Source organism: Arthrobacter sp. CAN_A214 (genome assembly GCF_015751955.1).
GTDB lineage: Bacteria > Actinomycetota > Actinomycetes > Actinomycetales > Micrococcaceae > Arthrobacter_D.
Genome location: NZ_JADOUU010000019.1, coordinates 1 through 20,283, shown reverse-complemented (window position 1 = coordinate 20,283; position 20,283 = coordinate 1). Strand labels below are relative to the sequence as shown.

General features: G+C 65.3%; 24 protein-coding genes. 14 read left to right on the top strand and 10 right to left on the bottom strand.

Annotation, left to right across the window (positions count from 1 at the left end; all coding sequences use genetic code 11):
- Positions 1-5 precede the first annotated feature (5 nt).
- Positions 6-527, top strand: coding sequence for a 2'-5' RNA ligase family protein (locus tag IWX65_RS13780; protein WP_196883682.1), 522 nt, complete (start codon positions 6-8; stop codon positions 525-527).
- A 24-nt stretch (positions 528-551) separates the two neighbouring features.
- Here the strand turns inward: IWX65_RS13780 and purB are convergent, their stop codons facing one another.
- Positions 552-1,982, bottom strand: coding sequence for an adenylosuccinate lyase (purB, locus tag IWX65_RS13775; RefSeq protein WP_196883681.1), 1,431 nt, complete (start codon positions 1,980-1,982; stop codon positions 552-554).
- 134 nt (positions 1,983-2,116) lie between these two features.
- On the opposite strand from purB, the gene IWX65_RS13770 reads away from it, so the two are divergent.
- Together IWX65_RS13770 and IWX65_RS13765 are read left to right on the top strand one after the other, a co-directional pair.
- Positions 2,117-2,437, top strand: a complete 321-nt coding sequence (locus IWX65_RS13770; protein ID WP_196883680.1) for a hypothetical protein — start codon at positions 2,117-2,119, stop codon at positions 2,435-2,437.
- Complete coding sequence (locus tag IWX65_RS13765; protein WP_196883678.1) at positions 2,434-3,738, top strand: hypothetical protein; 1,305 nt, start codon at positions 2,434-2,436, stop codon at positions 3,736-3,738. The genes IWX65_RS13770 and IWX65_RS13765 overlap by 4 nt, the downstream gene beginning before the upstream one ends.
- Here IWX65_RS13765 and IWX65_RS13760 read toward each other — a convergent pair.
- On the bottom strand, positions 3,735-4,175 hold the full coding sequence (locus tag IWX65_RS13760) for a phage holin family protein (protein WP_196883676.1): 441 nt from the start codon (positions 4,173-4,175) through the stop codon (positions 3,735-3,737). The genes IWX65_RS13765 and IWX65_RS13760 overlap by 4 nt on opposite strands.
- 52 nt (positions 4,176-4,227) lie before the next feature.
- Here IWX65_RS13760 and IWX65_RS13755 point away from each other — a divergent pair, with 52 nt between their 5' ends.
- The 4 genes from IWX65_RS13755 (at position 4,228) to IWX65_RS13740 (ending at position 9,103) form a co-directional block, all read left to right on the top strand.
- Complete coding sequence (locus IWX65_RS13755) at positions 4,228-5,367, top strand: histidinol-phosphate transaminase (RefSeq protein WP_196883674.1); 1,140 nt, start codon at positions 4,228-4,230, stop codon at positions 5,365-5,367.
- 141 nt (positions 5,368-5,508) lie between these two features.
- Positions 5,509-6,690 carry a pyruvate dehydrogenase (acetyl-transferring) E1 component subunit alpha gene (pdhA, locus tag IWX65_RS13750; protein WP_196883672.1) on the top strand — a complete coding sequence of 394 codons (1,182 nt, stop codon included), beginning with the start codon at positions 5,509-5,511 and terminating at the stop codon, positions 6,688-6,690.
- On the top strand, positions 6,690-7,664 hold the full coding sequence (locus tag IWX65_RS13745) for an alpha-ketoacid dehydrogenase subunit beta (RefSeq protein ID WP_196883670.1): 975 nt from the start codon (positions 6,690-6,692) through the stop codon (positions 7,662-7,664). Before pdhA ends, IWX65_RS13745 begins: the two co-directional genes overlap by 1 nt.
- A gap of 8 nt (positions 7,665-7,672) precedes the next feature.
- Complete coding sequence (locus IWX65_RS13740; RefSeq protein WP_196883669.1) at positions 7,673-9,103, top strand: dihydrolipoamide acetyltransferase family protein; 1,431 nt, start codon at positions 7,673-7,675, stop codon at positions 9,101-9,103.
- Positions 9,104-9,160: 57 nt separating this feature from the next.
- Here IWX65_RS13740 and IWX65_RS13735 read toward each other — a convergent pair whose 3' ends face one another.
- Both IWX65_RS13735 and IWX65_RS13730 read right to left on the bottom strand, forming a co-directional pair.
- The gene (locus tag IWX65_RS13735) at positions 9,161-10,453 is read right to left on the bottom strand and encodes an aminotransferase-like domain-containing protein (protein WP_334683862.1); all 1,293 of its coding nucleotides are present in this window, start codon (positions 10,451-10,453) and stop codon (positions 9,161-9,163) included.
- A gap of 72 nt (positions 10,454-10,525) precedes the next feature.
- Positions 10,526-11,482 carry a helix-turn-helix transcriptional regulator gene (locus IWX65_RS13730; RefSeq protein WP_334683861.1) on the bottom strand — a complete coding sequence of 319 codons (957 nt, stop codon included), beginning with the start codon at positions 11,480-11,482 and terminating at the stop codon, positions 10,526-10,528.
- Between the two features lie 352 nt (positions 11,483-11,834).
- Between IWX65_RS13730 and IWX65_RS13725 the strand changes: the two genes are divergently transcribed.
- From IWX65_RS13725 to IWX65_RS13715, 3 genes are all read left to right on the top strand, one after another.
- Positions 11,835-11,975 carry a hypothetical protein gene (locus IWX65_RS13725; RefSeq protein ID WP_196820476.1) on the top strand — a complete coding sequence of 47 codons (141 nt, stop codon included), beginning with the start codon at positions 11,835-11,837 and terminating at the stop codon, positions 11,973-11,975.
- Positions 11,976-12,062: 87 nt separating this feature from the next.
- Positions 12,063-13,031 (top strand): lantibiotic dehydratase C-terminal domain-containing protein, encoded by a 969-nt coding sequence (locus IWX65_RS13720; RefSeq protein WP_196883664.1) that lies wholly within the window; start codon positions 12,063-12,065, stop codon positions 13,029-13,031.
- Positions 13,032-13,070: 39 nt separating this feature from the next.
- Positions 13,071-13,241: a hypothetical protein gene (locus IWX65_RS13715; protein ID WP_196883663.1), complete on the top strand. Its 171-nt coding sequence runs from the start codon at positions 13,071-13,073 to the stop codon at positions 13,239-13,241.
- Between the two features lie 25 nt (positions 13,242-13,266).
- On the opposite strand, the gene IWX65_RS13710 is transcribed toward IWX65_RS13715, so the two are convergent.
- The gene (locus tag IWX65_RS13710) at positions 13,267-13,836 is read right to left on the bottom strand and encodes an NAD(P)H-dependent oxidoreductase (RefSeq protein ID WP_196883662.1); all 570 of its coding nucleotides are present in this window, start codon (positions 13,834-13,836) and stop codon (positions 13,267-13,269) included.
- Between the two features lie 98 nt (positions 13,837-13,934).
- Here IWX65_RS13710 and IWX65_RS13705 point away from each other — a divergent pair, with 98 nt between their 5' ends.
- Positions 13,935-14,561, top strand: coding sequence for a TetR/AcrR family transcriptional regulator (locus IWX65_RS13705; protein ID WP_196883661.1), 627 nt, complete (start codon positions 13,935-13,937; stop codon positions 14,559-14,561).
- On the opposite strand, the gene ald is transcribed toward IWX65_RS13705, so the two are convergent.
- On the bottom strand, positions 14,550-15,662 hold the full coding sequence (gene ald, locus IWX65_RS13700) for an alanine dehydrogenase (RefSeq protein WP_196883660.1): 1,113 nt from the start codon (positions 15,660-15,662) through the stop codon (positions 14,550-14,552). The genes IWX65_RS13705 and ald overlap by 12 nt on opposite strands.
- A gap of 238 nt (positions 15,663-15,900) precedes the next feature.
- Between ald and IWX65_RS13695 the strand changes: the two genes are divergently transcribed.
- Positions 15,901-17,115, top strand: a complete 1,215-nt coding sequence (locus IWX65_RS13695) for a PucR family transcriptional regulator (RefSeq protein ID WP_196883659.1) — start codon at positions 15,901-15,903, stop codon at positions 17,113-17,115.
- Here IWX65_RS13695 and IWX65_RS13690 read toward each other — a convergent pair.
- On the bottom strand, positions 17,078-17,485 hold the full coding sequence (locus tag IWX65_RS13690; protein ID WP_196883658.1) for a helix-turn-helix domain-containing protein: 408 nt from the start codon (positions 17,483-17,485) through the stop codon (positions 17,078-17,080). The two genes, IWX65_RS13695 and IWX65_RS13690, sit on opposite strands and share 38 nt — an antisense overlap.
- Positions 17,486-17,612: 127 nt before the next feature.
- Between IWX65_RS13690 and IWX65_RS13685 the strand changes: the two genes are divergently transcribed.
- Positions 17,613-17,876 carry a hypothetical protein gene (locus IWX65_RS13685; protein WP_196883656.1) on the top strand — a complete coding sequence of 88 codons (264 nt, stop codon included), beginning with the start codon at positions 17,613-17,615 and terminating at the stop codon, positions 17,874-17,876.
- A gap of 21 nt (positions 17,877-17,897) precedes the next feature.
- Here IWX65_RS13685 and IWX65_RS13680 read toward each other — a convergent pair whose 3' ends face one another.
- Positions 17,898-18,602 carry an MgtC/SapB family protein gene (locus IWX65_RS13680; RefSeq protein WP_334683860.1) on the bottom strand — a complete coding sequence of 235 codons (705 nt, stop codon included), beginning with the start codon at positions 18,600-18,602 and terminating at the stop codon, positions 17,898-17,900.
- A gap of 113 nt (positions 18,603-18,715) precedes the next feature.
- Between IWX65_RS13680 and IWX65_RS13675 the strand changes: the two genes are divergently transcribed.
- Entirely contained in the window at positions 18,716-19,561 is an 846-nt protein-coding gene (locus tag IWX65_RS13675) for an HpcH/HpaI aldolase/citrate lyase family protein (protein ID WP_196883651.1), read from the top strand.
- A gap of 39 nt (positions 19,562-19,600) precedes the next feature.
- On the opposite strand, the gene IWX65_RS13670 is transcribed toward IWX65_RS13675, so the two are convergent.
- Entirely contained in the window at positions 19,601-19,831 is a 231-nt protein-coding gene (locus IWX65_RS13670) for a zinc-ribbon domain-containing protein (RefSeq protein WP_196883650.1), read from the bottom strand.
- A gap of 59 nt (positions 19,832-19,890) precedes the next feature.
- On the bottom strand, positions 19,891-20,283 hold a 393-nt coding region (locus IWX65_RS13665; RefSeq protein WP_196883649.1), incomplete at its 5' end, for a fatty acid desaturase family protein.

Genomic DNA, 20,283 nt, shown 5'->3' with positions numbered 1-20,283 from the left:
CGAACGTGACTGACAGCATTGAGTTGCTGCTCGATCCTGCAGCTCACGAGGCTGTGCTCGAGGACTGGCGGGCGCTCGAGGATCTGGATCTTCCCAACCAGTCCCGGCACGCCTCCTCGAGCAACAGCCCCCACCTCACCCTGATGGCAGCGGCGAGGATAGACGCCGGGTACGACGCCGGCCTTGCCGCTGTCCTGGGCGATTTGCCGTATGCGCTGGCCACTGCCGGGCTGCTCGTCTTTCCGACGAAACACAGGTATGTCCTCGCACGGCAAGTGGTGCCCTCCCCGGAAATGATCCGGCTTCACCAGCGGGTCTGGTCAGTCCTTGCCGCTGTCGACCGCCCCGCACCCAACACCGCCCCGGGGCGATGGACGCCCCACATCACCCTCGCGAGGGGTTTGAGCGCCGAACAACTGGGCCAGGCCGCCGCCGTCGTCGCCCGCCGGGAGCTTCCTCCCCTGAACGCTGTGGCCGCGCGCCGCTGGGACAGCGTAGGGAAGGTGGTCGTGCCCCTGGCGCCGTGACGAGCGCCGGGCTGTCGCCGGAACCTAGCCCAGGTGATCCACGAGCTGCTCGGCGATGCCGGTGTAGCTCGACGGCGTCAGGTCCAGGAGGCGCTGCTCGGCAGCCCTGCTGAGGCCCAGCCCGCTGACGAAGTCACGCATGCGGGCTGCGTCGACGCGCTGTCCCCGGGTGAGCTCCTTGAGCCGCTCGTACGGATCAGCCAAACCCGGAACGCCGGCGATGGCTTCGGCACGCATGACCATCTGGACGGCCTCGCCCAGCACCTCCCAGTTCGCGTCGAGATCGGCAGCGAGTGCGTCCGGGGCAACATCGAGGCGTCCCAGACCCTTCACCACGTTGGAAATCGCGAGCAGGGAGTGACCGAATGCCACGCCGATGTTGCGCTGGCTCGACGAGTCCGTCAGGTCCCGCTGCCACCGTGAGGTGACGAGGGTCGAACCCAACACATCCAGCAGTGACGACGACATCTCGAGGTTCGCCTCGGCGTTCTCGAACCGGATGGGGTTCACCTTGTGCGGCATGGTGGAGGATCCCGTGGCCCCGGCTACGGGAACCTGGGCGAAGTATCCGATGGAGATGTAGCTCCACACATCGGTGCAGAAGTTGTGGAGGATTCGGTTGAACCGCGCCAGATCCGCGTACAGCTCCGCCTGCCAGTCGTGGGATTCGATCTGCGTGGTGAGCGGGTTCCAGGTGAGCCCCAGCCCTTCGACGAAGGAACGTGCAACCTGTTGCCAGTCCGCCGCAGGTACCGAGGCATAGTGTGCGGCGTAGGTTCCGGTGGCTCCATTGATCTTGCCCAGGTAGTCCGTCCGCTCGATCCGCTTCAGCTGGCGGGACAAGCGGTGCGCAACCACTGCCATCTCCTTACCGAGCGTCGTGGGGGTTGCGGGCTGGCCGTGCGTCCTTGAAAGCATCGCCGTGGCGCTCGAACTCCGCGCAAGTTCTCCGATGCGCTCCACGAGGTCCTTCGCCGCGGGCAGCCAAATGCGTTCCACCGCTCCCTTGACGCCAAGGGCATAGGAGAGGTTATTGATGTCCTCCGAGGTGCAGCCGAAGTGCACGAGGGGCTTGAGGTGCTCGATCCCGATGCCGGAGAGCCGTCGACCGATGAAGTATTCAACGGCCTTGACGTCGTGCACTGTCACCTTCTCTATCTCGGCGAGTTCGGTGACGGACGCCGTGTCGAAGGAGAGCACGATGTCCCGCAGGAAATCCTCCTGCGACGGCTCGAGTGGTCCCGCTCCCGGGAGGACGGCATGGCGCGTGAGGTGGATCAGCCATTCAACCTCCACATGGACCCGGTCCCGGTTCAGGGCAGCCTCGGAAAGGTAGTCGACGAGGGGCGCCACGGCCTCCCGGTACCGGCCGTCAAGAGGCCCCAGCGAGAGCGAGGGTGCTTCCCCCTGGAACGTGGACGCGAGTTCTACCCGGGGGAGTACGGAATCAGCCATGCGCCAATTCTTTCATGCCGCCCTGCGCGCCGCTGTCCACATAGCCCGGTCCCCTCCCGATGTCCCGCTTCCCTCCGAGTAGCGTGAAGCCCCGGCTGTCCACGAATTCCGGCATCCGACAGAGGAGGGGTGGTGTGGCTATGACGTTGGGAATCTACGACGGCGACGCCTCTGGGCCGTGGGCGGCAGCGAGTTCTGCCGCCTCTGCCGCCGGAAGCAGGCTGCGTGAGCAGGCGGCGCAGCTCGAGGAGATCCGGCAACAGGCACTTTCCGTCTGCAGGCTGAGCTGGGAGTCTCCCGCTGGCCGCCGGTTCGTCGCTTACCTCGAGGACCGCACAGCGGACGTCACCGTAACCGTCACTCTCCTGTCCACGGCTGCGCGGCTCGCCGAAGCACATGCTGACGCACTGCGCCGGGTGGAAGCCGAAGCCGTGGGAGCCGGGATGGGACAGTGAGTCTCCGGGGTGATGAACACGACTTTCCGTTGCGGCCAGGCTCCGCCATCGAGCCGTACCTCGCAGCACGCGGCGGAGTGGGAGGAATCAGCTTCCAGTGGGAGGAGCTTGAGCAGGCATCGGCCCGGCTCGAGAGTCTCGCCGAGGAATCACGCCAGGTGGCAGCAGCCCTGGTCTATGTGGAACTGGACTTGGGTCAGGACATCCCCGGTGCCCTGACCCGGCAGGGTGGAGCGGGCGCAGAACTGATCGAATCCCGAAGGATTGCCTGCAGTGCTGTCCGGGAAGCCGCGCGTGCCCTGCTGGTGAATGAAGACGACCTCTCGGACACGGCCCGCCGCATCACTGCCAGCCGCCTGGCCTACCTTGCGGCTGACTCCGTGACGCGGAGCGTCATCGCCAGGACGGCAGAGCGTACTGAGGAGGCAGCGCGGGTGGTGGCAGCAGGCGCCATCGCTTCGGGAGTCCTGACCCCAGGTCCGGTGCGGATCACGCCCCTGCAGGTGGCAGGCATGCCGGTGCCGTTTCCGGGGACCGTGGAATCCCTCGTCGGCAGGATCAAGGCGGTGGAGGAACGCGGGCCCGGAACGTTCGAGGTACTCCGGACAGCGGGACTCAACGGCCCGGTGTATCTGGTGGTCCTGCCGGGAACCCAGGGCACGGCACCGGACGCGGGCAACCCATTCGACACGGCCGGAAACGCCGAGGCCGTGGTGCAGGACAGCTCCCATGTGGTGCCCGCCGTTGCCCGCGCCCTGCAGGAATCGGGTGCGCAGCCCGGCGATCGGCTGATGATCACGGGCTATAGCCAGGGTGGGCTCCATGCGATGAACCTGGCGGCGGATTCCGGGTTGGCGGCGAGGTACGACGTCGAACTCGTTGTCACCGTCGGTTCACCAACGGGTTGGGAGCGCTCCGCGGAGACCGAGTACCTGCATCTTGAACATGCCGACGACGCCGTGCCGCGCGTCGACGCCGCGCCCAATCCTGACGAGCTGCACCGGGTGACGGTGAGCCTCGACAACCCCGTGCCCGTGCTGGCCGAGGGGCCCGACGGCATGGTGGAAGGCAAGGGCCTCGGACCGGCGCACAAGCTCGCCAACTACGCCGAGGGAGCGCGGCTCGTGGACGCAAGCGCGCTGCCCTCCCTCGTTCCCGCGACCTCATTGCTTGCCGCAGCCGGCGTCTCAGGGATGGCTTCGAGCTCCATGTACACCGCGATGCGGGTCCCGGAAATTCCCACCGGCCAGGCGTCCCGGGCGCAGCAGGATAAGCGGAGGGGCCGGCGTCGGGCGGGTTAGTCTCCCGACCGCGTTCCAGCGGAGAGGGCCAGGGACACCACGCTGATGATCAACGAACCGAGAATCGCAGTCCAGAAGAACGAATCAACGGACAGCCGAACTGGAGTGAACGAGGTGAACCAGGACGTCAGCAGCAGCATCCCCGCATTGATGACGATCGTGAAAAGCCCGAGGGTGAGGATCGTGAGCGGCAGGGACAGGAGTTTCACGATCGGCCTGACCAATGCATTGACCAGGCTGAAGAGCAGGCCCACGAAACCGAAGGCAAGGACCACGCTGATGGCGCCCGCAGCGGCGGGTTCAACGGCGCTGCCTGCAACCTCGGCGACAACCCGCCCCACGGAGGGCTCGGGAAGGACTTCCATGCCGGGAAGGAGGGACACGGCGGCCCACAGGGCCACCGCGTTGGACACGATGCGCAGGATCCACTTCACCATGGGACCATGCTGTCACGCCAGGCTGGAAGCACCCCGGCATTAGGCTGGGTTCATGACGTCAATCGAGAATTCCGCCGGATTCGCCGGAACGGCGGCCCCCGGTATCCAACCCCGCAGGGCCCTAGGGAAACTGCCACGTTACGCGGCCGGCAAGCCCCCCGTGGTTGTCGAGGGCATGCAGAGCTTCAAGCTGTCATCCAATGAGAATGCGCTGCCGCCCCTTCCCTCCGTGCTCGAGGCGATCCGGGCCCAGACCGCGGTGAACCGTTATCCGGATCCGATGACCACTCTGCTGCGGGCGGAGCTTTCCGGCTTCCTCGGTGTCCCTGCCGCAGACATAGTCACCGGGGCAGGCAGTCTGGGTGCGCTGAACCAGATCCTTGCTGCGTTCGCCGGCCAGAACGACTTCGAAGCCCCGGACGAGGTGATTTACGCCTGGCGTTCCTTCGAGGCGTATCCCATCTGTGTGGGGCTGGCCGGTGCAACCGGCATCCAGGTTCCGGTCCGGCCGGATGGAACCCACGACCTCGAGGCGATGGCCGCCGCCGTGACCGAGCGCACCAGGGTGATCCTGCTGTGTACGCCGAACAACCCGACGGGTCCGGGGCTGTCGCGCAACGAGGTGGAGGGGTTCCTGGAAGCAGTCCCCTCCTCCGTCGTGGTGGTCATCGATGAGGCGTACCAGGAGTTCGTGCGGCGTTCCGACGCCGTGGACGGCATCGAGATGTACCGGGAACACGAGAACGTCATTGTGCTGCGCACCTTTTCGAAGGCCCACGGATTGGCCGGCCTCCGAGTGGGCTATTCGGTGGCACAGCCGTTGCTCACCGATTCCCTCCGCGTCAGTGCGGTTCCGTTCGCCGTGTCACAGGTCGGCGAACATGCGGCAGTCGCGTCCCTCCGGCACTACGACGAAGTGGCTGAACGGGTGCAGGGCATCGTCGATGAGCGAACCCGCGTGGTCGAAGGCTTGCGTGCACTGGGGTGGCAGGTCCCGGAGGCTGAGGGGAACTTTGTGTGGCTGGCACTGAAGGACCTTTCCCAGGACTTCGCGGAACGGGCCGGTCAACAGGGATTGTCGGTGCGCGCTTTCGGCACGGAAGGCATCCGGGTGAGCATCGGGGAACCCGAGGCCAACACCCGGTTCCTGGAATTGTGCGGAGGATACCCGCATTCTCCGGGGCTCTGCTGACACGTCTTAAATAGGTCTCTTTCCCGCCACTGGCTAGGCTGAAGCTGTAGGCCTGCGAAGATATGTGTTCCGGTGCATGACCCGGGAGAAGTATTCCACCGGCTGCATAATCACTTTAGATGAAGTCCTGGAAGGAGTGCCATGAGCGGCAGCCGCCTGCCTGCAGCCGAGTTCGAGTCGGAAGAGATGGTGCGTGCACTGCACGGGCCTGCTACCGCACCTGAACCCGACATGGTGCAGTTCCTCGATGCCGAGGGCATGCTCGCCTACGACGCCGATTACCGCGGCTTTCCGGTAGCATCCGGCGCCGACCAGCTGAAGGCCCTGTACCGGGATATGTACCTGATTCGACGGTTCGACCAGGAAGCGACAGCCCTCCAGCGGCAGGGCGAGCTTGCCCTGTGGGTGCCACTCACCGGCCAGGAAGCAGCCCAGATCGGCTCAGGGCGGGCGCTCAAGCCCCAGGACTACGCCTTCCCCACCTACCGGGAGCATGGAGTGGCGCTGACCCGCGGCGTCGCGCTCTCGGACGTCCTTCGTCTCTTCCGCGGTGTCACCAACGGAGGGTGGGACCCCAGGGAGCGGAACTTCCATCTGTACACGCTCGTCCTCGCGGCGCAGGCGCTTCACGCCGTCGGATATGCCATGGGCATCCAGCGGGACCAGCTGGCCGATCCTGCTCTGCCCCCGGCGGTGTCGGTGGCCTATTTCGGTGACGGCGCCAGCTCGGAGGGGGACATCCACGAGGCAATGGTTTTCGCGGCGTCCTTCAACGCGCCCGTCGTGTTCTTCTGCCAGAACAACCAGTGGGCCATCTCGGTGCCCTCCACGGTGCAGACCCGAGTGCCCCTTGCCAGGAGGGCCGAGGGCTACGGCTTCCCTGGAGTCCGGGTCGACGGCAACGACGTCGTCGCGGTGGAAGCCGTGACGCAGTGGGCGCTGGAGCATGCGCGGTCGGGCCAGGGACCCGTCCTGATCGAAGCCTTCACCTACCGCATGAGTGCCCACACCACGGCCGATGACCCGACGAAGTACCGCCTGGCGGGCGACGACGCCGACTGGCATCCGAAGGATCCCCTGGCCCGCCTCGAGAAGCACCTGCGCAGCAGCGGCAAGGCCGACGACGCATTCTTCGAGCAATTGATCACCGAGTCGAAGTCCATGGCCGTCGAGCTACGCCGGGACGTGCAGGCCATGGAGGCACCGGGCATGGAGGAGCGGTTCAATACCGTGTACGCCGAGCCTCATCCGCTGGTGCAGGAGGAACTGCAGGTCTGGCGCGACTACGAGGCCGGTTTCGCCGTGGACGGGGAGACCAGGTAATGGCCGTTCTGACCATAGCGAAGGCCATCAATGAGGGGCTGAGGGCAGCCCTGGCCGGCAATCCCAAAACCCTGCTCATCGGTGAGGACATCGGGGAACTCGGCGGCGTCTACCGCGTCACCGACGGGCTGAAGCGCGAGTTCGGCGAGAGCCGCGTGGTCGATTCGCCGCTCGCGGAGTCGGGCATCATCGGCACGGCGATCGGAATGGCGCTTCGTGGGTACCGGCCGGTGTGCGAGATCCAGTTCGACGGCTTCGTGTTTCCCGGCTTCAACCAGATCACCACGCAGCTGGCGAAGCTTCACACCCGCAGTGACGGCATGCTCAGCGCGCCGGTGGTCATCCGCATCCCCTACGGTGGGGGAATCGGAAGCGTCGAGCATCATTCGGAATCACCGGAGGCCCTGTTCGCCCACACCGCGGGCCTGAGGATCATCACGCCGTCCAACCCGCAGGACGCTTACTGGATGATCCAGCAGGCAATCGACTGCGCCGACCCGGTGATCGTCTTCGAACCGAAACGGCGGTACTGGCTGAAGGGTGAAGTCGATATGACGGCGCCGTCGGGTGACCCGTTCACCGCGCACCTCCTGACGCACGGTAGCGACGCAACGATCGTCGCCTACGGGCCCCTGGTTCCGGTGGCGCTTGCGGCGGCGAAGGTTGCCGAGCAGGACGGCCGCAGCGTCGAGGTCATCGACCTGCGTTCGATCTCGCCGATCGATTTCGACACGGTGACGGAGTCGGTCGAGCGTACGGGACGCCTGGTGATCGCGCATGAAGCACCGACCTTCGCCGGAATCGGCGGGGAGATCGCGGCACGGATCTCCGAACGCGCATTCCTGTCGCTTGAAGCGCCGGTGATCCGGGTCGGCGGGTTCCACATGCCCTACCCGATTGCAAAAGTGGAGGACCAGTATCTCCCGGACATCGACCGCATCCTCGAGGCCCTCGACCGGTCCTTCGCCTACTAAGGAATCCGATGACACCCCACACCTTTCGCCTACCCGACGTCGGAGAAGGCCTCACGGAGGCCGAGATCGTGCAGTGGAAGGTGCAGCCGGGCGACACCGTCGCGGTGAACGACATCATCGTCGAGATCGAGACGGCGAAATCCCTCGTCGAACTGCCATCGCCGTTCGCGGGGGTGGTGTCGGCATTGCTGGTCGACGAGGGTGAAACGGTCGAGGTCGGCACGCCGATCTTCGCGGTGGGGAACACCTCGGACGAAAAGCCGGAGCCGGAGCCGGAGCCGGAGCCGGAGCGGGGTTCAGGGCCGGACTCGGAGGCTGGAACGTTGATACCCGCGCCGGAGATGCCGGGTGAGTTCTCCACGCCGCCGTCGGCGACCGGTGGGAGCGCCGGCCGTGGGGATGGCCCTACCGGCTCGGAACAAGCCGTTCCCGGGCCGCTGGTGGGCGCCGGACCGAAGGCCGACGCCGCACGGCGCCGCCCGCGCAAACCCGTGGCTCCACCCGCCTCACCCCAGGAACCGCCAGCCGTTCCGCGACCCGACCCCACCCACCAGCTCGTCAACCGGGCGCTGGCCAAGCCCCCGGTCCGCAAGGCTGCCCGCGACCTCGGCATCAACCTCGCGGATGTTCCGGCGACCGGCATGTCGGGCGAGGTCACGAAGCAGGACCTCATGAGTTACCAGTCCCAGCGCGACGCCGAGCAGGACGGCGCCGACACCTTCTGGGACGGCAGGAAGAAGTTCGGCGCGGACAGGATTGAACGCGTGCCGGTCAAGGGCGTCCGGAAGGCCACCGCGAAGGCCATGGTCCACAGCGCCTTTTCCGCTCCGCACGTCAGCATCTTCGTTGATGTCGACGCATCGAGGACCATGGAGTTCGTGAAGCGGCTCAAGGTATCGCGTGATTTCGAGGGGATCAAGGTGTCCCCGCTCCTCATCCTGGCGAAGGCGGTCATCTGGGCTGCGGCCCGGAACCCGTCGGTCAATGCCACGTGGACCGACGACGAGATCCTCGTAAAACACTTCCTGAACCTGGGCATCGCCGCCGCCACCCCGCGTGGACTCATGGTGCCCAACATCAAGGATGCCCAGGACCTCTCGCTCAAGGAACTCGCCCTGGCGCTGAATGAACTCGCGACAACGGCCCGCGCCGGCCGCACCCAGCCCGCACAGATGCAGGGCGGAACCCTGACCATAACCAACATCGGTGCCCTCGGCATCGATACCGGGACGCCGATCATCAATCCGGGCGAGGTGGCAATCGTGGCGTTCGGCACCATCAAGCAGAAACCCTGGGTGCTCGACGGCGAGGTGATCCCACGCTGGATCACCACCCTCGGCGGCTCATTCGATCATCGTGTGGTGGACGGGGACCTCAGCGCCCGCTTCATGGCCGACGTCGCGTCCATCCTCGAGGAACCGGCCCTGCTCCTCGACTAGGGGAAGCGAACCGGCTGAGTGAAGCAGCCCGACTGAGGAGTGCGTCCTGGGCGCCGCTCAAACTTCGACGTCGGCGATTGCCTGGCGCAGGATCGGAGCGAGGCGCGTCACGCCCTTGACGATGTCTTCCGGCGACACAGCGCTGAAGGCGAGCCGCAGCTTGTTGGAGGGTTCATCGGAGGGACTGAAAGCGGCCCCGGGGATGAAGACCACGCCGGCGTCGATCGCCTGGTAGAGCAGGGGATAGGTGTCGATGCCTTCGGGCAACGTCACCCAGACGAAGAACCCGCCGTCGGGGGTTGTCCAGTGCACATTGTCGGGCAGCTGCTCGGCGAGTGCACCGAGCATCGCAACGCAGCGTTCCTGGTAAAGGCTGCGCATATTTTCGAGATGGCCCAGCCAGTCGTAGTCCCGCAAGTATGCCGTCACGAGCATCTGGGTCAGGGGCGAGGGGCACAGCACCACTGCTTCGCACGCCAGGTAGAAACGCCGGTACAGGTGCCGTGGAACCAGCGCCCATCCCAGCCGAACACCGGGCGCGAAGATCTTCGAGAACGATCCGAGGTAGATGACGTCGTCGGGGTTGTCCGCCCTCATCGGGGCGAGGGGCTGGCCGTCGAACCGGAGCATGCCGTACGGATTATCCTCGAGCACGAGGATGTTGTGCTCCCGGCACAGGTCGACGACGCGCTGGCGGCGGTCAGCGGCAAGCGTGATGCCGCTCGGGTTGTTGAAACTGGGAATCGTGTAGAGCAGCTTGACCGACCGGCCCTGCTCCTTGAGGGCGAGGATGGTGCGCTCGAGCTCATCCGGCATGAGGCCCTCGGAGTCCATCGGGATGGTGACGACCTCCACCTCGTAGGCCTCGAAGGTGTTCAGCGCACCCACATAGGTGGGATCCTCACACAGGATGACATCACCCGGATTGCAGAAGACTTTCGCTGCCACGTCCTGCGCCGACTGGGAGCCGGTGGTGACCACGATGTCCGCCGGATCCGCCCCGAGAATGCCTTCGGCCGCCATCACGTCGCAGATGAGGCTGCGCAGTTCGTGCATGCCCTGGCCGCCGCCGTACTGGAGGGCTTCCAGACCGTGCTCGGCGATGATTCTCTGCGCGGTACGGCCGAGATCCTCCATCGGAAGCGACTTGAGGTAGGGGCTGCCGCCCGCAAGGGACACCAGGCCGGGCCGGATGGAGATATCGAAAACATCCCGAACGGCCGACTGCTTGATGTTCGCGGCGCGCTTCGAGAAGAGCGCGTCATGGCGGGCTCCGTAGTCGAGCGCCCGCTCAAGGGCGGCTTCGGTCTCGGCGGGCAAGAGGTCCTCGGTTATGTTGTCGAAAGTCACACGCCGAGTCTAGCGGAGGTTGACTGATAGGCAACAGTTGTTGCTGAAAGCTAGCCAAAAGACCATGCCGGCCTATACCCAGCCTGCATCGCGTGCCTTGATTCCCGCCTGGAAGCGACTTTCAGCAGAGAGGGTTTCAAGCATCCAGGCTATGTGGCGGCGGCAGGTACGCACGCTGATATCGAGCCGGCGTGCGATGGATTCATCGGACAATCCCGAAGCGAGCCCCTGCAGGATGCTGTGCTGCATGCTGCTGAGCGGGGAGCGGTTCGTCGTCGGGCTGAGGAAAGGCTCGCTCAGCTCCCAGGCGACCTCGAAGAGCTGGGTAAAGATGTTGATGAGGCTATGGTCACGGATGACGAGCGCCGCCTTGTCCTCACGCGTCGACTGCCGGCCTACCAGTGCGAGTTTTTCGTCGAAGATCAGGATGCGCAGGGGAATGAAGGGCAGGGCGCCGAATTCCCCTCCACCCTGCTGGATCGCGGCAACGGCTTTCCGGGTGGGAACGTGGTCCCGTGTGCTGACATCGTAGAGCGTCCTGCGCCGGACGCCCCGCTCAAGAAGGTCGAGGTCCTTGCGCACACTTTCCTCGTGCACGTCAGCGGTCGACCCCTGGCCGGGCTGGGCGATGTATACCTTGTCGGCGACATCCCGCCCATAATCGATCAGGACACGGTGAATGAGGTGCGGATCCTCGAGGACCTCGACCGAGGTGCTCGATACCAGATGCTTGCGGGCCTCGAGGAAGGTCGGCACAAGGCTCGACAGTTCGCGCCGCTGGGCGCTGATCCGCGTTTTCAGGTTCTGTACCGCGCGCTCGTCCGCGTCCACCAGATCGGCGAGTGCGACGTCGGGGGAGACTGCCACGAAAGCCTCACCTCCGGAAGCCTGGGTGCTCACAAGCTTCCGGTCCGTCAGTTCCTGAAGTGCACGTTCGACGTCGCGCATGGTCAGCCCGAGGGCTTCCGACGCCGTCACCCGGCTCCAGCCGGGGTTGCCGACAGCATAGCGGTAGAGCTCCAAAGACATGGCGTCCATCCGGGGGTTCTCCTGTTGCCGTCAAGCCGCTGACGACCGTGCTTCGGTCCGCGGGAACTGGCCGTACCGGTGCAGGGTAGCTGGGGTTGATTCCGGTTTCCGGCTGAAAAACATGACATGTCCAGTTAATGACATAAATGAGGCAATGGCAATCGTCAACCCACGCACAGGGGTCAGCCCCCGGGAAGCCGCGGCTTTCGGCACGTTCGCCCTGATTCTCTTCCGTTGCCGCTTTCAGTCGGCGTCCGGTTCAGGCCATGTCCTGAACATGGCGCCTCTCCGGCTGGACACCGCTCCCCGGCTACGGACATCCTTGGGACACCGGACCGCGAAAGGACACGTCATGAACAAGCTTATCGGTGCAGCAGCCGGACTCCTCATTCTGGTTGGCACGGTAGGTTCCGGGGCCCCTGCCCTCCTTGCCGACGGCTCGGAGCGGTATTCCGGATCGGTTTCGGCGAGCAGCTGGGACTGGCCCAAGTAGAACGAAGAGCTCCCGGCTGGAAAGCCGATGGTTCTTCCCCCCAATCCCGCCCCAGCGGGGTAACCACTAACCCTGAAGAAGAGGGCCATGAGTCAGCTGACAGCGGTTCGAACCGCCTCACGAACCGTTGCAGGCACTCAATGGTGGCACCTCACGCTTCTCCCGGGTGGCTTCGATGTAGCGGACGGCATCGTTGGAGCGCTGGTTACCCCTCTGGTGGCGCAGGCCCGTGCTCTTGGAGCGAAACGCTGGTACTTCACGCGGACAGAAGATCCGGGCACCGGGCGTACCGCTCAGGTGCACCTGCACATCGAGGCCCACCCACGGGTTCTTGAGCGCCTCAAGACCCTGCAGCGTTCACTGCAGGAACGGACCACCATGGTCTTCCCGCAACTCCTGGTACAGCAGCACTATTCAGGTTCGGTGCGCGATGGATTCCTCCCGAGGCTCGGTCACCCCGACGCGCACTCCGAAGCCAACCTCGTCAAGTACGGCGGTGTCGAGGGCCTTGACCTCGCTGAGGAAGTGTTCGAGCTGAGCTCCGAGCTTTCACTGTGGGCCGGCCAGCGTTTTCCCAAAATGCAGAGCCGCTCAGCACTCGGCGCGCTGATCCTCTTCGACTCGGCGCACAGCATGATGCGCGGTCCACATTCAGCCAGCCGGCCCGATCGCCGCAGGCTCACCTGGGACCTCTACTGGGATGCCCACCTTCGTACCTGTACTGCCGAGGTGGGCCCGCGCGCCGCCGCCGTGGGCGAAGCGATGACTCTGCAGGTGGCGGCGAAAACCACCGGCTTCCACGCAAGAATGGCTGCGACGGCGGCCGAGTCGGAAGTCCGGAACTGGCGACGCCGGTGGTTCCGCGCACTCGATAGCTACCTGTACCGGGCGAACAAGGTCCACGTGGGCAGAAGCGCACAGCATCTCACCGTGCATCACGCCCATATGACGATCAATCGCCTGGGTTTCATACCTCGTGAGGAAGCGGCCCTGGGTCTTTTTGCAAGGACCTGGCAGCAGGAACCCGCCAAAGCAGGAGCCCGCAGTGGCGTGTAGGTCCGTGCTCCTCGTCCGGCCGATCAAAGCAGGAGCATCGTGAACACACCATCCGACAGCGGTCTATCCGCAGCCCTTGATTGCTCAGCTGACGTGTTCGAGGAAGTGCAGGATGGGGCTCCTCCCGGCCTGCGGGATGAATTCTGGGATACCGGCACGGCGCGCAGCTATCTTCGGGATGCCGCCTGGGCGGGGAGCCAATGGCGCTGAGCCCAGCGTCATTGGCCAATTGCCCCTAGGCTGCAGGAGCAGCAACTGCAGTAGCACCAGCGAGTGCCGAGAGCACGCCGGTCACCATGCCCGCCACCTCGGCGTCGTCCTTGGGGTGGACCTCCGCGAACCGTGTGATCGAGCTGCCGATCGAAAGCTTCGTATCATCAAGCACCGCAGCGCCGGCGACGGTAAGTGAACGCCGTGCGTCGTCATGGGCCCATACGCCGCCGTACTGGCCGAAGGCGGACCCGATGACGGCGGCCGGCTTGGCGGAGACCGCGCCGGCACCGTAGGGCCGGGAAAGCCAGTCGATGGCGTTCTTCAGGACCGCAGGCATCGTGCCGTTGTACTCGGGTGAGACGAGCAGGAACGCGTCCGCCTGGCCTGCCACCTCGCGCAGCGCGGCCGCCGCAGCCGGCCGGTGCTCATCGTTGTCGATGTCTTCGTTGTAGAAGGGAACATCGGCGAGGCTGTCGAACGTCACGACGTCCACGTCCTCCGGCGCATTGAGCACTGCCACTTCTGCGAGCTGGCGGTTGATGGACCCTTCCCGAAGGCTGCCAACGAGGGTGAGGATGGTGGTGTTCGACATGAAAATCTCCCGGATAGTTCGAGGACCCATCGGCTGGTAATGGGCACACTCTCATAAGCGGACCGTAGTCCGCTTTATTCCGCACTAGGATGTTCGGCATGGAGCAAAGGAGCCGACCGTTGCCGCTGGGCAGGAACGACGGCGAGCGACGGGACGCCGCGCGGAACCGTAAGCTCCTGCTCGACGCCGCAGCCAGCATCGTGGCTTGCAGGGGCGTGGAAAACCTCACCATGGACGACGTCGCCCACCAGGCCGGAGTGGGCAAAGGCACCGTCTTCCGCCGTTTCGGCAGCCGGGCAGGCCTGATGCAGGCCCTTGCCGACCGAACCGGACGGGACTTCCAGGAGGCCTTCATGTCCGGTCCTCCTCCCCTTGGTCCCGGAGCGCCGGCAAGACAGCGTCTTCGGGCCTTCGGGGCGGCAAGCATCAATCGACTGGATGTCGACGGCCGCGTGGTGCGTGCTGCGGGTTCACCGGGAGGCCAGGACCACGCCCACCCCACTCAGCGGCTTGTTCGGCTCCACCTGATCGTGCTGCTGCGGGAAACGGGTGTGCAGGGCGATCCTGAGCTCGCCGCCTATCAGCTCGCCGCGTTCCTCGATGCAGGCCTGCTGCTTCACCTTTCCGAGGACCGGGGGATGGCACGCTCCAGGATCATCGAGGCCTGGAACTTGCTTGTCGATGGGATGACAGGCGGACAGGGCAGGCAGCTGCTAGACCAGTGAGCGCCAGTCCTCCGACAACTCGAGATCGTGAGCGCTTGAGACGGAGTGGTGGGCTACTCTTCCACCCGCGGTGTTCAGCCCGCGGCTGAGGGCGGGGTCGGACTCGAAGGCACCACGCACTCCCTGATCGGCAAGCGCGACCGCGTAGCGGAGCGTGACATTGGTCAACGCGTACGTGGACGTATTGGGGACGGCTCCAGGCATGTTCCCTACGCAGTAGAACAATGAGTTGTGGACCTTGAAGGTGGGATCTGCATGGGTCGTGACACGGGAGTCCTCGAAGCAGCCTCCCTGGTCCACGGCGATGTCCACGAGGACACTCCCGTGTTTCATTCGCGCGACGAGGTCATTGGTCACGAGTTTCGGTGCCTTCGCGCCGGGAATCAGGACCGATCCGATCACCAGGTCAGCCTCGAGTACCGCCTTCTCGATTTCCAGGCTGTTCGAGGCGATGGTCCGGACCCGGCCCGCGTAGAACGCGTCGATCTCACGTAGCCGGGCGATGTTGATGTCCAGGATCGATACGTCGGCGCCCGCTCCCACCGCCATGGCGGTGGCATTCGTCCCGGCGACCCCCGCGCCCAGCACGACGATCTTCGCCGGCCGCACGCCGGGAACCCCGCCGAGGAGCAGCCCGGGCCCACCAGCAGGAGCGGTCATCACCTGGGCGCCGACCTGCACCGCGAGCCGTCCCGCCACCTCGGACATGGGGGCGAGCAGCGGTAGGGAGCGGCCGTCCTGCACTGTCTCGTACGCGATTGCCGTCACGCCCGAATCGAGCAGCGCACGCGTGAGTTCCGGCTCGGCTGCAAGATGAAGGTACGTGAAGAGAATGAGGCCCGGCCGGAAACGGTGGTATTCCTGTTCCACCGGTTCCTTGACCTTCAGCACCATGTCGGCCCGCTGCCACAGCTCGTCCGCTGATTCCACGATCTCGGCTCCCGCGGACAGGTATTCAGCATCCGAGATATTGGAGCCGAGACCCGCGTCGCGCTCCACCAGGACGGCGTGCCCGTGTGATCGGAACTCGTGGACACCTGATGCGGTGATGGCTACGCGGAACTCGTTGTTCTTCACTTCTTTAGGGACGCCGACGATCATGGGATTCTCCAGTATGCGGTTACGGGCGGAAACGGGCAGGCCGGGTGAAGCCACTTCCAGTATGAACTCGTCCGCAGCCAGGAATTCGGGCCGGACCGGTCCGTCCGGCTCCCCGAGCCGCCAGTATGGAAGTGACGCGGACCACTAGCAGAGGATCCACGGCGGCGCAATCGACAGGTGTCGAGTCTCGGGGCGGCAAGTGTCGTCTGAGGCAACTTCGAGCCCGTAGGCTGATCCAGTGCAGGGACCAGCAATTGAAGACGCCGTCGAACGCATCGCGGGCACGCTCGAGCGCGGGCTTTCCCTCGAGGACCTGGACGGAGTGCTGCTTGCCTACAGCAGCGACCAGGTCTCGGCTGACCGGGTAAGGGTCAACTTCCTGCTGAGCAAGAAGGTGCCGGCGGATGTCAGCGAGTGGCAGTTCCGCCACGGAATTGCCGTTGCGGTCAAGCCGGTGGTGGTCCCGGCGAATCCGGATCTCGGGATGCTGGGGCGCATCTGTGTTCCGCTCCTGGTCAAGGGCTTCCGCGTGGGCTATCTCTGGGTGCAGCAGGATTCCGACGACGATCCCGCCTCTGCCATCTTCTCTCTCCTGCCACGCGTACGCGCCGATATCGATCACCTCGCCGGGCTCCTTCTCGAGGGCAACACCGGCGAGTCGGAGCATCGCAACCGGCATGAGGCCCAGTTCCTTGCTGCATGCAACGGTATTTCCTCAGCGGTGGATGAGCTGCGGGGCTGGCGCGAGGTGGCTGCCGGAGGTCCGTGGCAGCTCGCCGTCGTCGTCGAAGCCGGTACCCGCCCCGATCCAGGCTCGGATCCGCTCGCCGCCGCCACGATGCACCGGACGGTGGCGCTCCACGCAACCGTCGGGGTGCGTCCGATTCTGTTCAGCGCGGGCTCGGCTTCCCACGCCGTCCTTCTGCTCACCCCTGGCGTAGGGCATGCAGCGCATCACGCGGTTCTTGAAAATTATGGTGTGGAGCTGGCGAAACGGGCCGGACGTCCGGTGGGGCCGCTGGCTATGGGCGTGAGCGAGCCGTTCTCCGACCTGCGAAACCTGCAGGCGGGTTACGCGGAGGCGTGTTCCGCGGCTCAGGCCTCCGCGGTCGACGGGCAGCTCGGAGTGGTTGCCGAGTACCGGACGATCGGGGCCTATCAATTTCTCAGCGCCATGGGATGGCAGCTGTCCGACGCGCAGAGCGTCTACTTCACCGAGCTCGAGGAACAGGACCGGGTGGGAGAACTGTTGCCGGTCCTGGAGTTGCTCTATGACAAGAATGGAGCTGTCCAGGACGTGGCGGCACAGCTGCACCTCCACCGGAGCAGCATCTATAACCGGCTGACGCGCATCCGGAGGATCATCGGCGCCGATCCCCTGAACGGCGCGGTCCGACTGGAGCTGCATCTGGCGCTCAAGGCGAGACGCTGGGATTCGCGTCCCCGCCTCTGACGCCGTTTCGCGCCTGCGATTGCAGCCACTGCTCGACGTCGCTCCGCCGTATCCGCCGGTGCGAGCCGCGGTACTCCGTAGGAATCGTCCCCGCATCGGTGAGGTTGCGCAGGTAAGTGGGGGAGATACCCGCGAGCTCGGACGCCTGGGATGTCGTGAGCAGCTCTGCCACCGAGGTGCACTGGACCGTGTCGGCGTCGCCGAGCCGTTCGAGCAGGTCGACGACGGCGTTGCGGGCCGCCGCGGGCAAGCGGTAGGCAGTGCCGTCGACAAACACCGTGACGTCGGCACTGCCGGCCAGTGCGCGGCGAAGTGCGTCGGATTCCCGCGGCGGAAGCGCGGGGGTGATGTGCGGCGTCCTGATAGGCATGCAGCAATTGTGCCAGTGCACCGACACAGTTGCTCTTTGCAACAGGTCGCGGCAGGGCTAGGCTTAAGTCATCAGTACCCTTACCTCCTGGCACCAGCGTCGGTGCCACGGTCGAGATGGTGGGAATATGACAACGATCAACCATAATCGAGCGGTGCATCGCATGCGGGGGACCGTACCCCTGAACGTCAAGGGCGAAGTGCCCTGGTGCCAGTCATGCGACTCCGCGGATTACCTCATTTTCGAAGAATACCTCCCGGCGCGGGTGGACGGCGGCCACGGCTCCCGCATCCTCGGCAGTGCAGCCTACTCCTGCTCGGCCTGCGGGTCGTTCAGCGCCCATTCGGTGCCCGATACGTGGAGCCCGCCGCGCTGGTTCTGGTACACCTGACAACATCCACGCCGGCGAGGGTCAGTCACCGCCGTCCTGGGTGTCGTCGGTGGTGGCTACACCGAGGACGCCCGGCACCTCGCTGAGCTGAGCCAGCAGGTCCCGCAGTGGTACCTTGCCGTGGAACTTCATGCGGACGAGGACCTGCGGCGCAGGTCCGTCGGGCACTTTGCGTGTGGAAAGGATGGAGGCGTCGAAGCCCATTTCGGTTGCTGCGGCCAGCGCCTCCCGCAGCACGCCTCGGCCGTCGAGGTAGTGGATTTCGACGGTCCGCTTGCGGTCCGCCAGCGGCAGGAGTCTGGCCAGGGGTGCAAGCAGGCCGACTGCGACGAAATGCAGCACGGTTGCCGTGACAGCAAGGGGAACCATTCCCGCTCCACACGCCATGCCCACCGCTGCGGACATCCAGATGGTGGCGGCCGTGGTGAGGCCACGCACCACGTCCCGGTTCATGAAGATCACTCCCGCTCCCAGGAAACCGACTCCCGAGACGATCTGGGCCGCTATCCGGGACGGGTCAAGAGGGGTGTCGGGTCCCGTGACCGTTGCGAAGCCGTATGCCGATACGAGCGTAAAGACAGCCGACCCTGTTCCCACCAGCGCATGGGTTCGCAATCCGGCGCTCTTCTGCCGGATCTGCCGCTCCAGCCCGATGAGTGACGACAACAGGAATGCTGCGGAGGCGAGGACGAGTTCGGTGAGGAAGGTGTCTGACAGGAAGTCCACGCTCAAACCTTATGTTGCCGATGCGCCGCGCCGGTGCCGTTTTGGTCGTAGTGTTTACCAGCCCGCTCGTGGCGCGGTGGATAATGCCTGCTCCGCGTCAGTACTGTTTTCCTATGGCCTCCCTTAGAAACAGCCGCGCTGCGGCGCTCCCCGCCAAGCTCTCCCGCTCCTGGCTCCTCGCCTCAGCGGCATCCGAGGAGAATTTCGTTCCCGCGCTCACCTCGGAGGCGGACTCCGTGATCTTCGACATGGAGGATGCAGTGCCCGTCGATGGCAAGGTCGCGGCACGGGAGCGCGTGGTCGAAGCGCTGTCCACGGGGATGACGGCGTGGGTGCGGGTCAATGGCATCGAGACCGACTTCTGGGCTGACGACCTCGCTGCCCTGTCGAAGGCGCCGGGCCTGAGGGGGGTCATGCTCGCCATGACCGAGAAGCCCGAGCAGGTCACGCATACCGCGATGCGGCTCCAGGCCGGCACCCCGGTGCTCGCCCTGGTCGAATCGGCCCTTGGCATAGAGAATGCGACGGCGATAGCCAGCGCACCGGGCACCTTCCGCCTCGCCTTCGGCGTCGGCGATTTCCGCCGGGACACGGGCGCCTCCGACGATCCGATGGCGCTCGCCTATGCCCGCTCAAAACTGGTGGTTGCTTCGCGGGTGGGTCAACTGCCCGGTCCGATCGACGGACCCACTGTGGGGGCGCTCGGGGAGAAGCTTTTCGAGGCCTGCAAGGTCACTGCGTCCATGGGAATGACGGGGAAGCTCTGCCTGCTGCCCGACGCCGCTGACACCATCAACAAAGGGCTTTCGCCCAGCGATTCCGAAATCCAGTGGGCACTCGAACTCCTGAGCGCCCATGCAGCAGGGGCGGTTGTGGGCGACGGCTCCTACCTGCCGCGCCTTGCCCGCGCCCAGAAAATCTCCTCGCTTGCCGATTCGTACGGGCTGTGGAACGCCTGACACCGGAGGGCTCGGGCGTTCAGGCCCCGCTCGGGTAGCTCAGCCGGCCATGGCTCTCTGCTGGCCGGCGCTGATTTTCGACGTCCCTCCGCAGTTACTGCACACCATCAGCCGCTTGCGGTTCAGGGTCACGAGCGGAATGAAGAATACGGTGAGCTTCGTCCGCCGCTGAAGAACCCGCTGCGGAACATACTGCCCACAGAAGTGGCAGGTGGCGTTGCGCGCAAAAAGCATGCGCTCGCGGGATGTGAGGCCGAAGAGGAAGAACATCTGGAACTCCTTGGTGGTTGCGGAAGGGGGAGCGAGCAGCACGGGCAGTACTGAACAGTCTATGGTCGTCGGTATTTGTTGATGAGGGGGCAGTCGAAGGGGTCGCGGGCTGAGAGTCCTACCTGGTTGAGGTATTTCACGACTGCGCCGTAGGATGCGGCGATGCCGACTTCGGTGTAGGGGACTTTGAGTCGTTGGCAGTGTTCTCGTACGATGACTGCTGCCCGGGGCAGGTGTGGGCGGGGCATGTCGGGGAAGAGGTGGTGTTCGATCTGGAAGTTCAGGCCGCCGAGGGCGTTGTTCACGAAGGGTCCGCCGCGGATGTTGCGTGAGGTGAGGACCTGTTTCTGGAAGAAGTCCAGGGTGCTGTCCTTGGGGATCAGGGGCATGCCTTTGTGGTTGGGGGCGAAGGAGGCTCCCATGTAGATTCCGAAGACGGCGAGCTGGACTCC

What these genes read in the sequence shown, in the direction of transcription:
- IWX65_RS13740 (WP_196883669.1), top strand. Translation starts at nt 7,673, where the DNA reads ATGACACCCCACACCTTTCGCCTACCCGACGTCGGAGAAGGCCTCACG.
- IWX65_RS13760 (WP_196883676.1), bottom strand. Translation starts at nt 4,175, where the DNA reads ATGGTGAAGTGGATCCTGCGCATCGTGTCCAACGCGGTGGCCCTGTGG.
- IWX65_RS13710 (WP_196883662.1), bottom strand. Translation starts at nt 13,836, where the DNA reads ATGTCGAACACCACCATCCTCACCCTCGTTGGCAGCCTTCGGGAAGGG.
- ald (WP_196883660.1), bottom strand. Translation starts at nt 15,662, where the DNA reads ATGATCGTCGGCGTCCCTAAAGAAGTGAAGAACAACGAGTTCCGCGTA.
- purB (WP_196883681.1), bottom strand. Translation starts at nt 1,982, where the DNA reads ATGGCTGATTCCGTACTCCCCCGGGTAGAACTCGCGTCCACGTTCCAG.
- IWX65_RS13705 (WP_196883661.1), top strand. Translation starts at nt 13,935, where the DNA reads ATGGAGCAAAGGAGCCGACCGTTGCCGCTGGGCAGGAACGACGGCGAG.
- IWX65_RS13690 (WP_196883658.1), bottom strand. Translation starts at nt 17,485, where the DNA reads ATGCCTATCAGGACGCCGCACATCACCCCCGCGCTTCCGCCGCGGGAA.
- pdhA (WP_196883672.1), top strand. Translation starts at nt 5,509, where the DNA reads ATGAGCGGCAGCCGCCTGCCTGCAGCCGAGTTCGAGTCGGAAGAGATG.
- IWX65_RS13670 (WP_196883650.1), bottom strand. Translation starts at nt 19,831, where the DNA reads ATGTTCTTCCTCTTCGGCCTCACATCCCGCGAGCGCATGCTTTTTGCG.
- IWX65_RS13755 (WP_196883674.1), top strand. Translation starts at nt 4,228, where the DNA reads ATGACGTCAATCGAGAATTCCGCCGGATTCGCCGGAACGGCGGCCCCC.
- IWX65_RS13725 (WP_196820476.1), top strand. Translation starts at nt 11,835, where the DNA reads ATGAACAAGCTTATCGGTGCAGCAGCCGGACTCCTCATTCTGGTTGGC.
- IWX65_RS13745 (WP_196883670.1), top strand. Translation starts at nt 6,690, where the DNA reads ATGGCCGTTCTGACCATAGCGAAGGCCATCAATGAGGGGCTGAGGGCA.
- IWX65_RS13720 (WP_196883664.1), top strand. Translation starts at nt 12,063, where the DNA reads ATGAGTCAGCTGACAGCGGTTCGAACCGCCTCACGAACCGTTGCAGGC.
- IWX65_RS13730 (WP_334683861.1), bottom strand. Translation starts at nt 11,482, where the DNA reads ATGTCTTTGGAGCTCTACCGCTATGCTGTCGGCAACCCCGGCTGGAGC.
- IWX65_RS13685 (WP_196883656.1), top strand. Translation starts at nt 17,613, where the DNA reads ATGACAACGATCAACCATAATCGAGCGGTGCATCGCATGCGGGGGACC.
- IWX65_RS13675 (WP_196883651.1), top strand. Translation starts at nt 18,716, where the DNA reads ATGGCCTCCCTTAGAAACAGCCGCGCTGCGGCGCTCCCCGCCAAGCTC.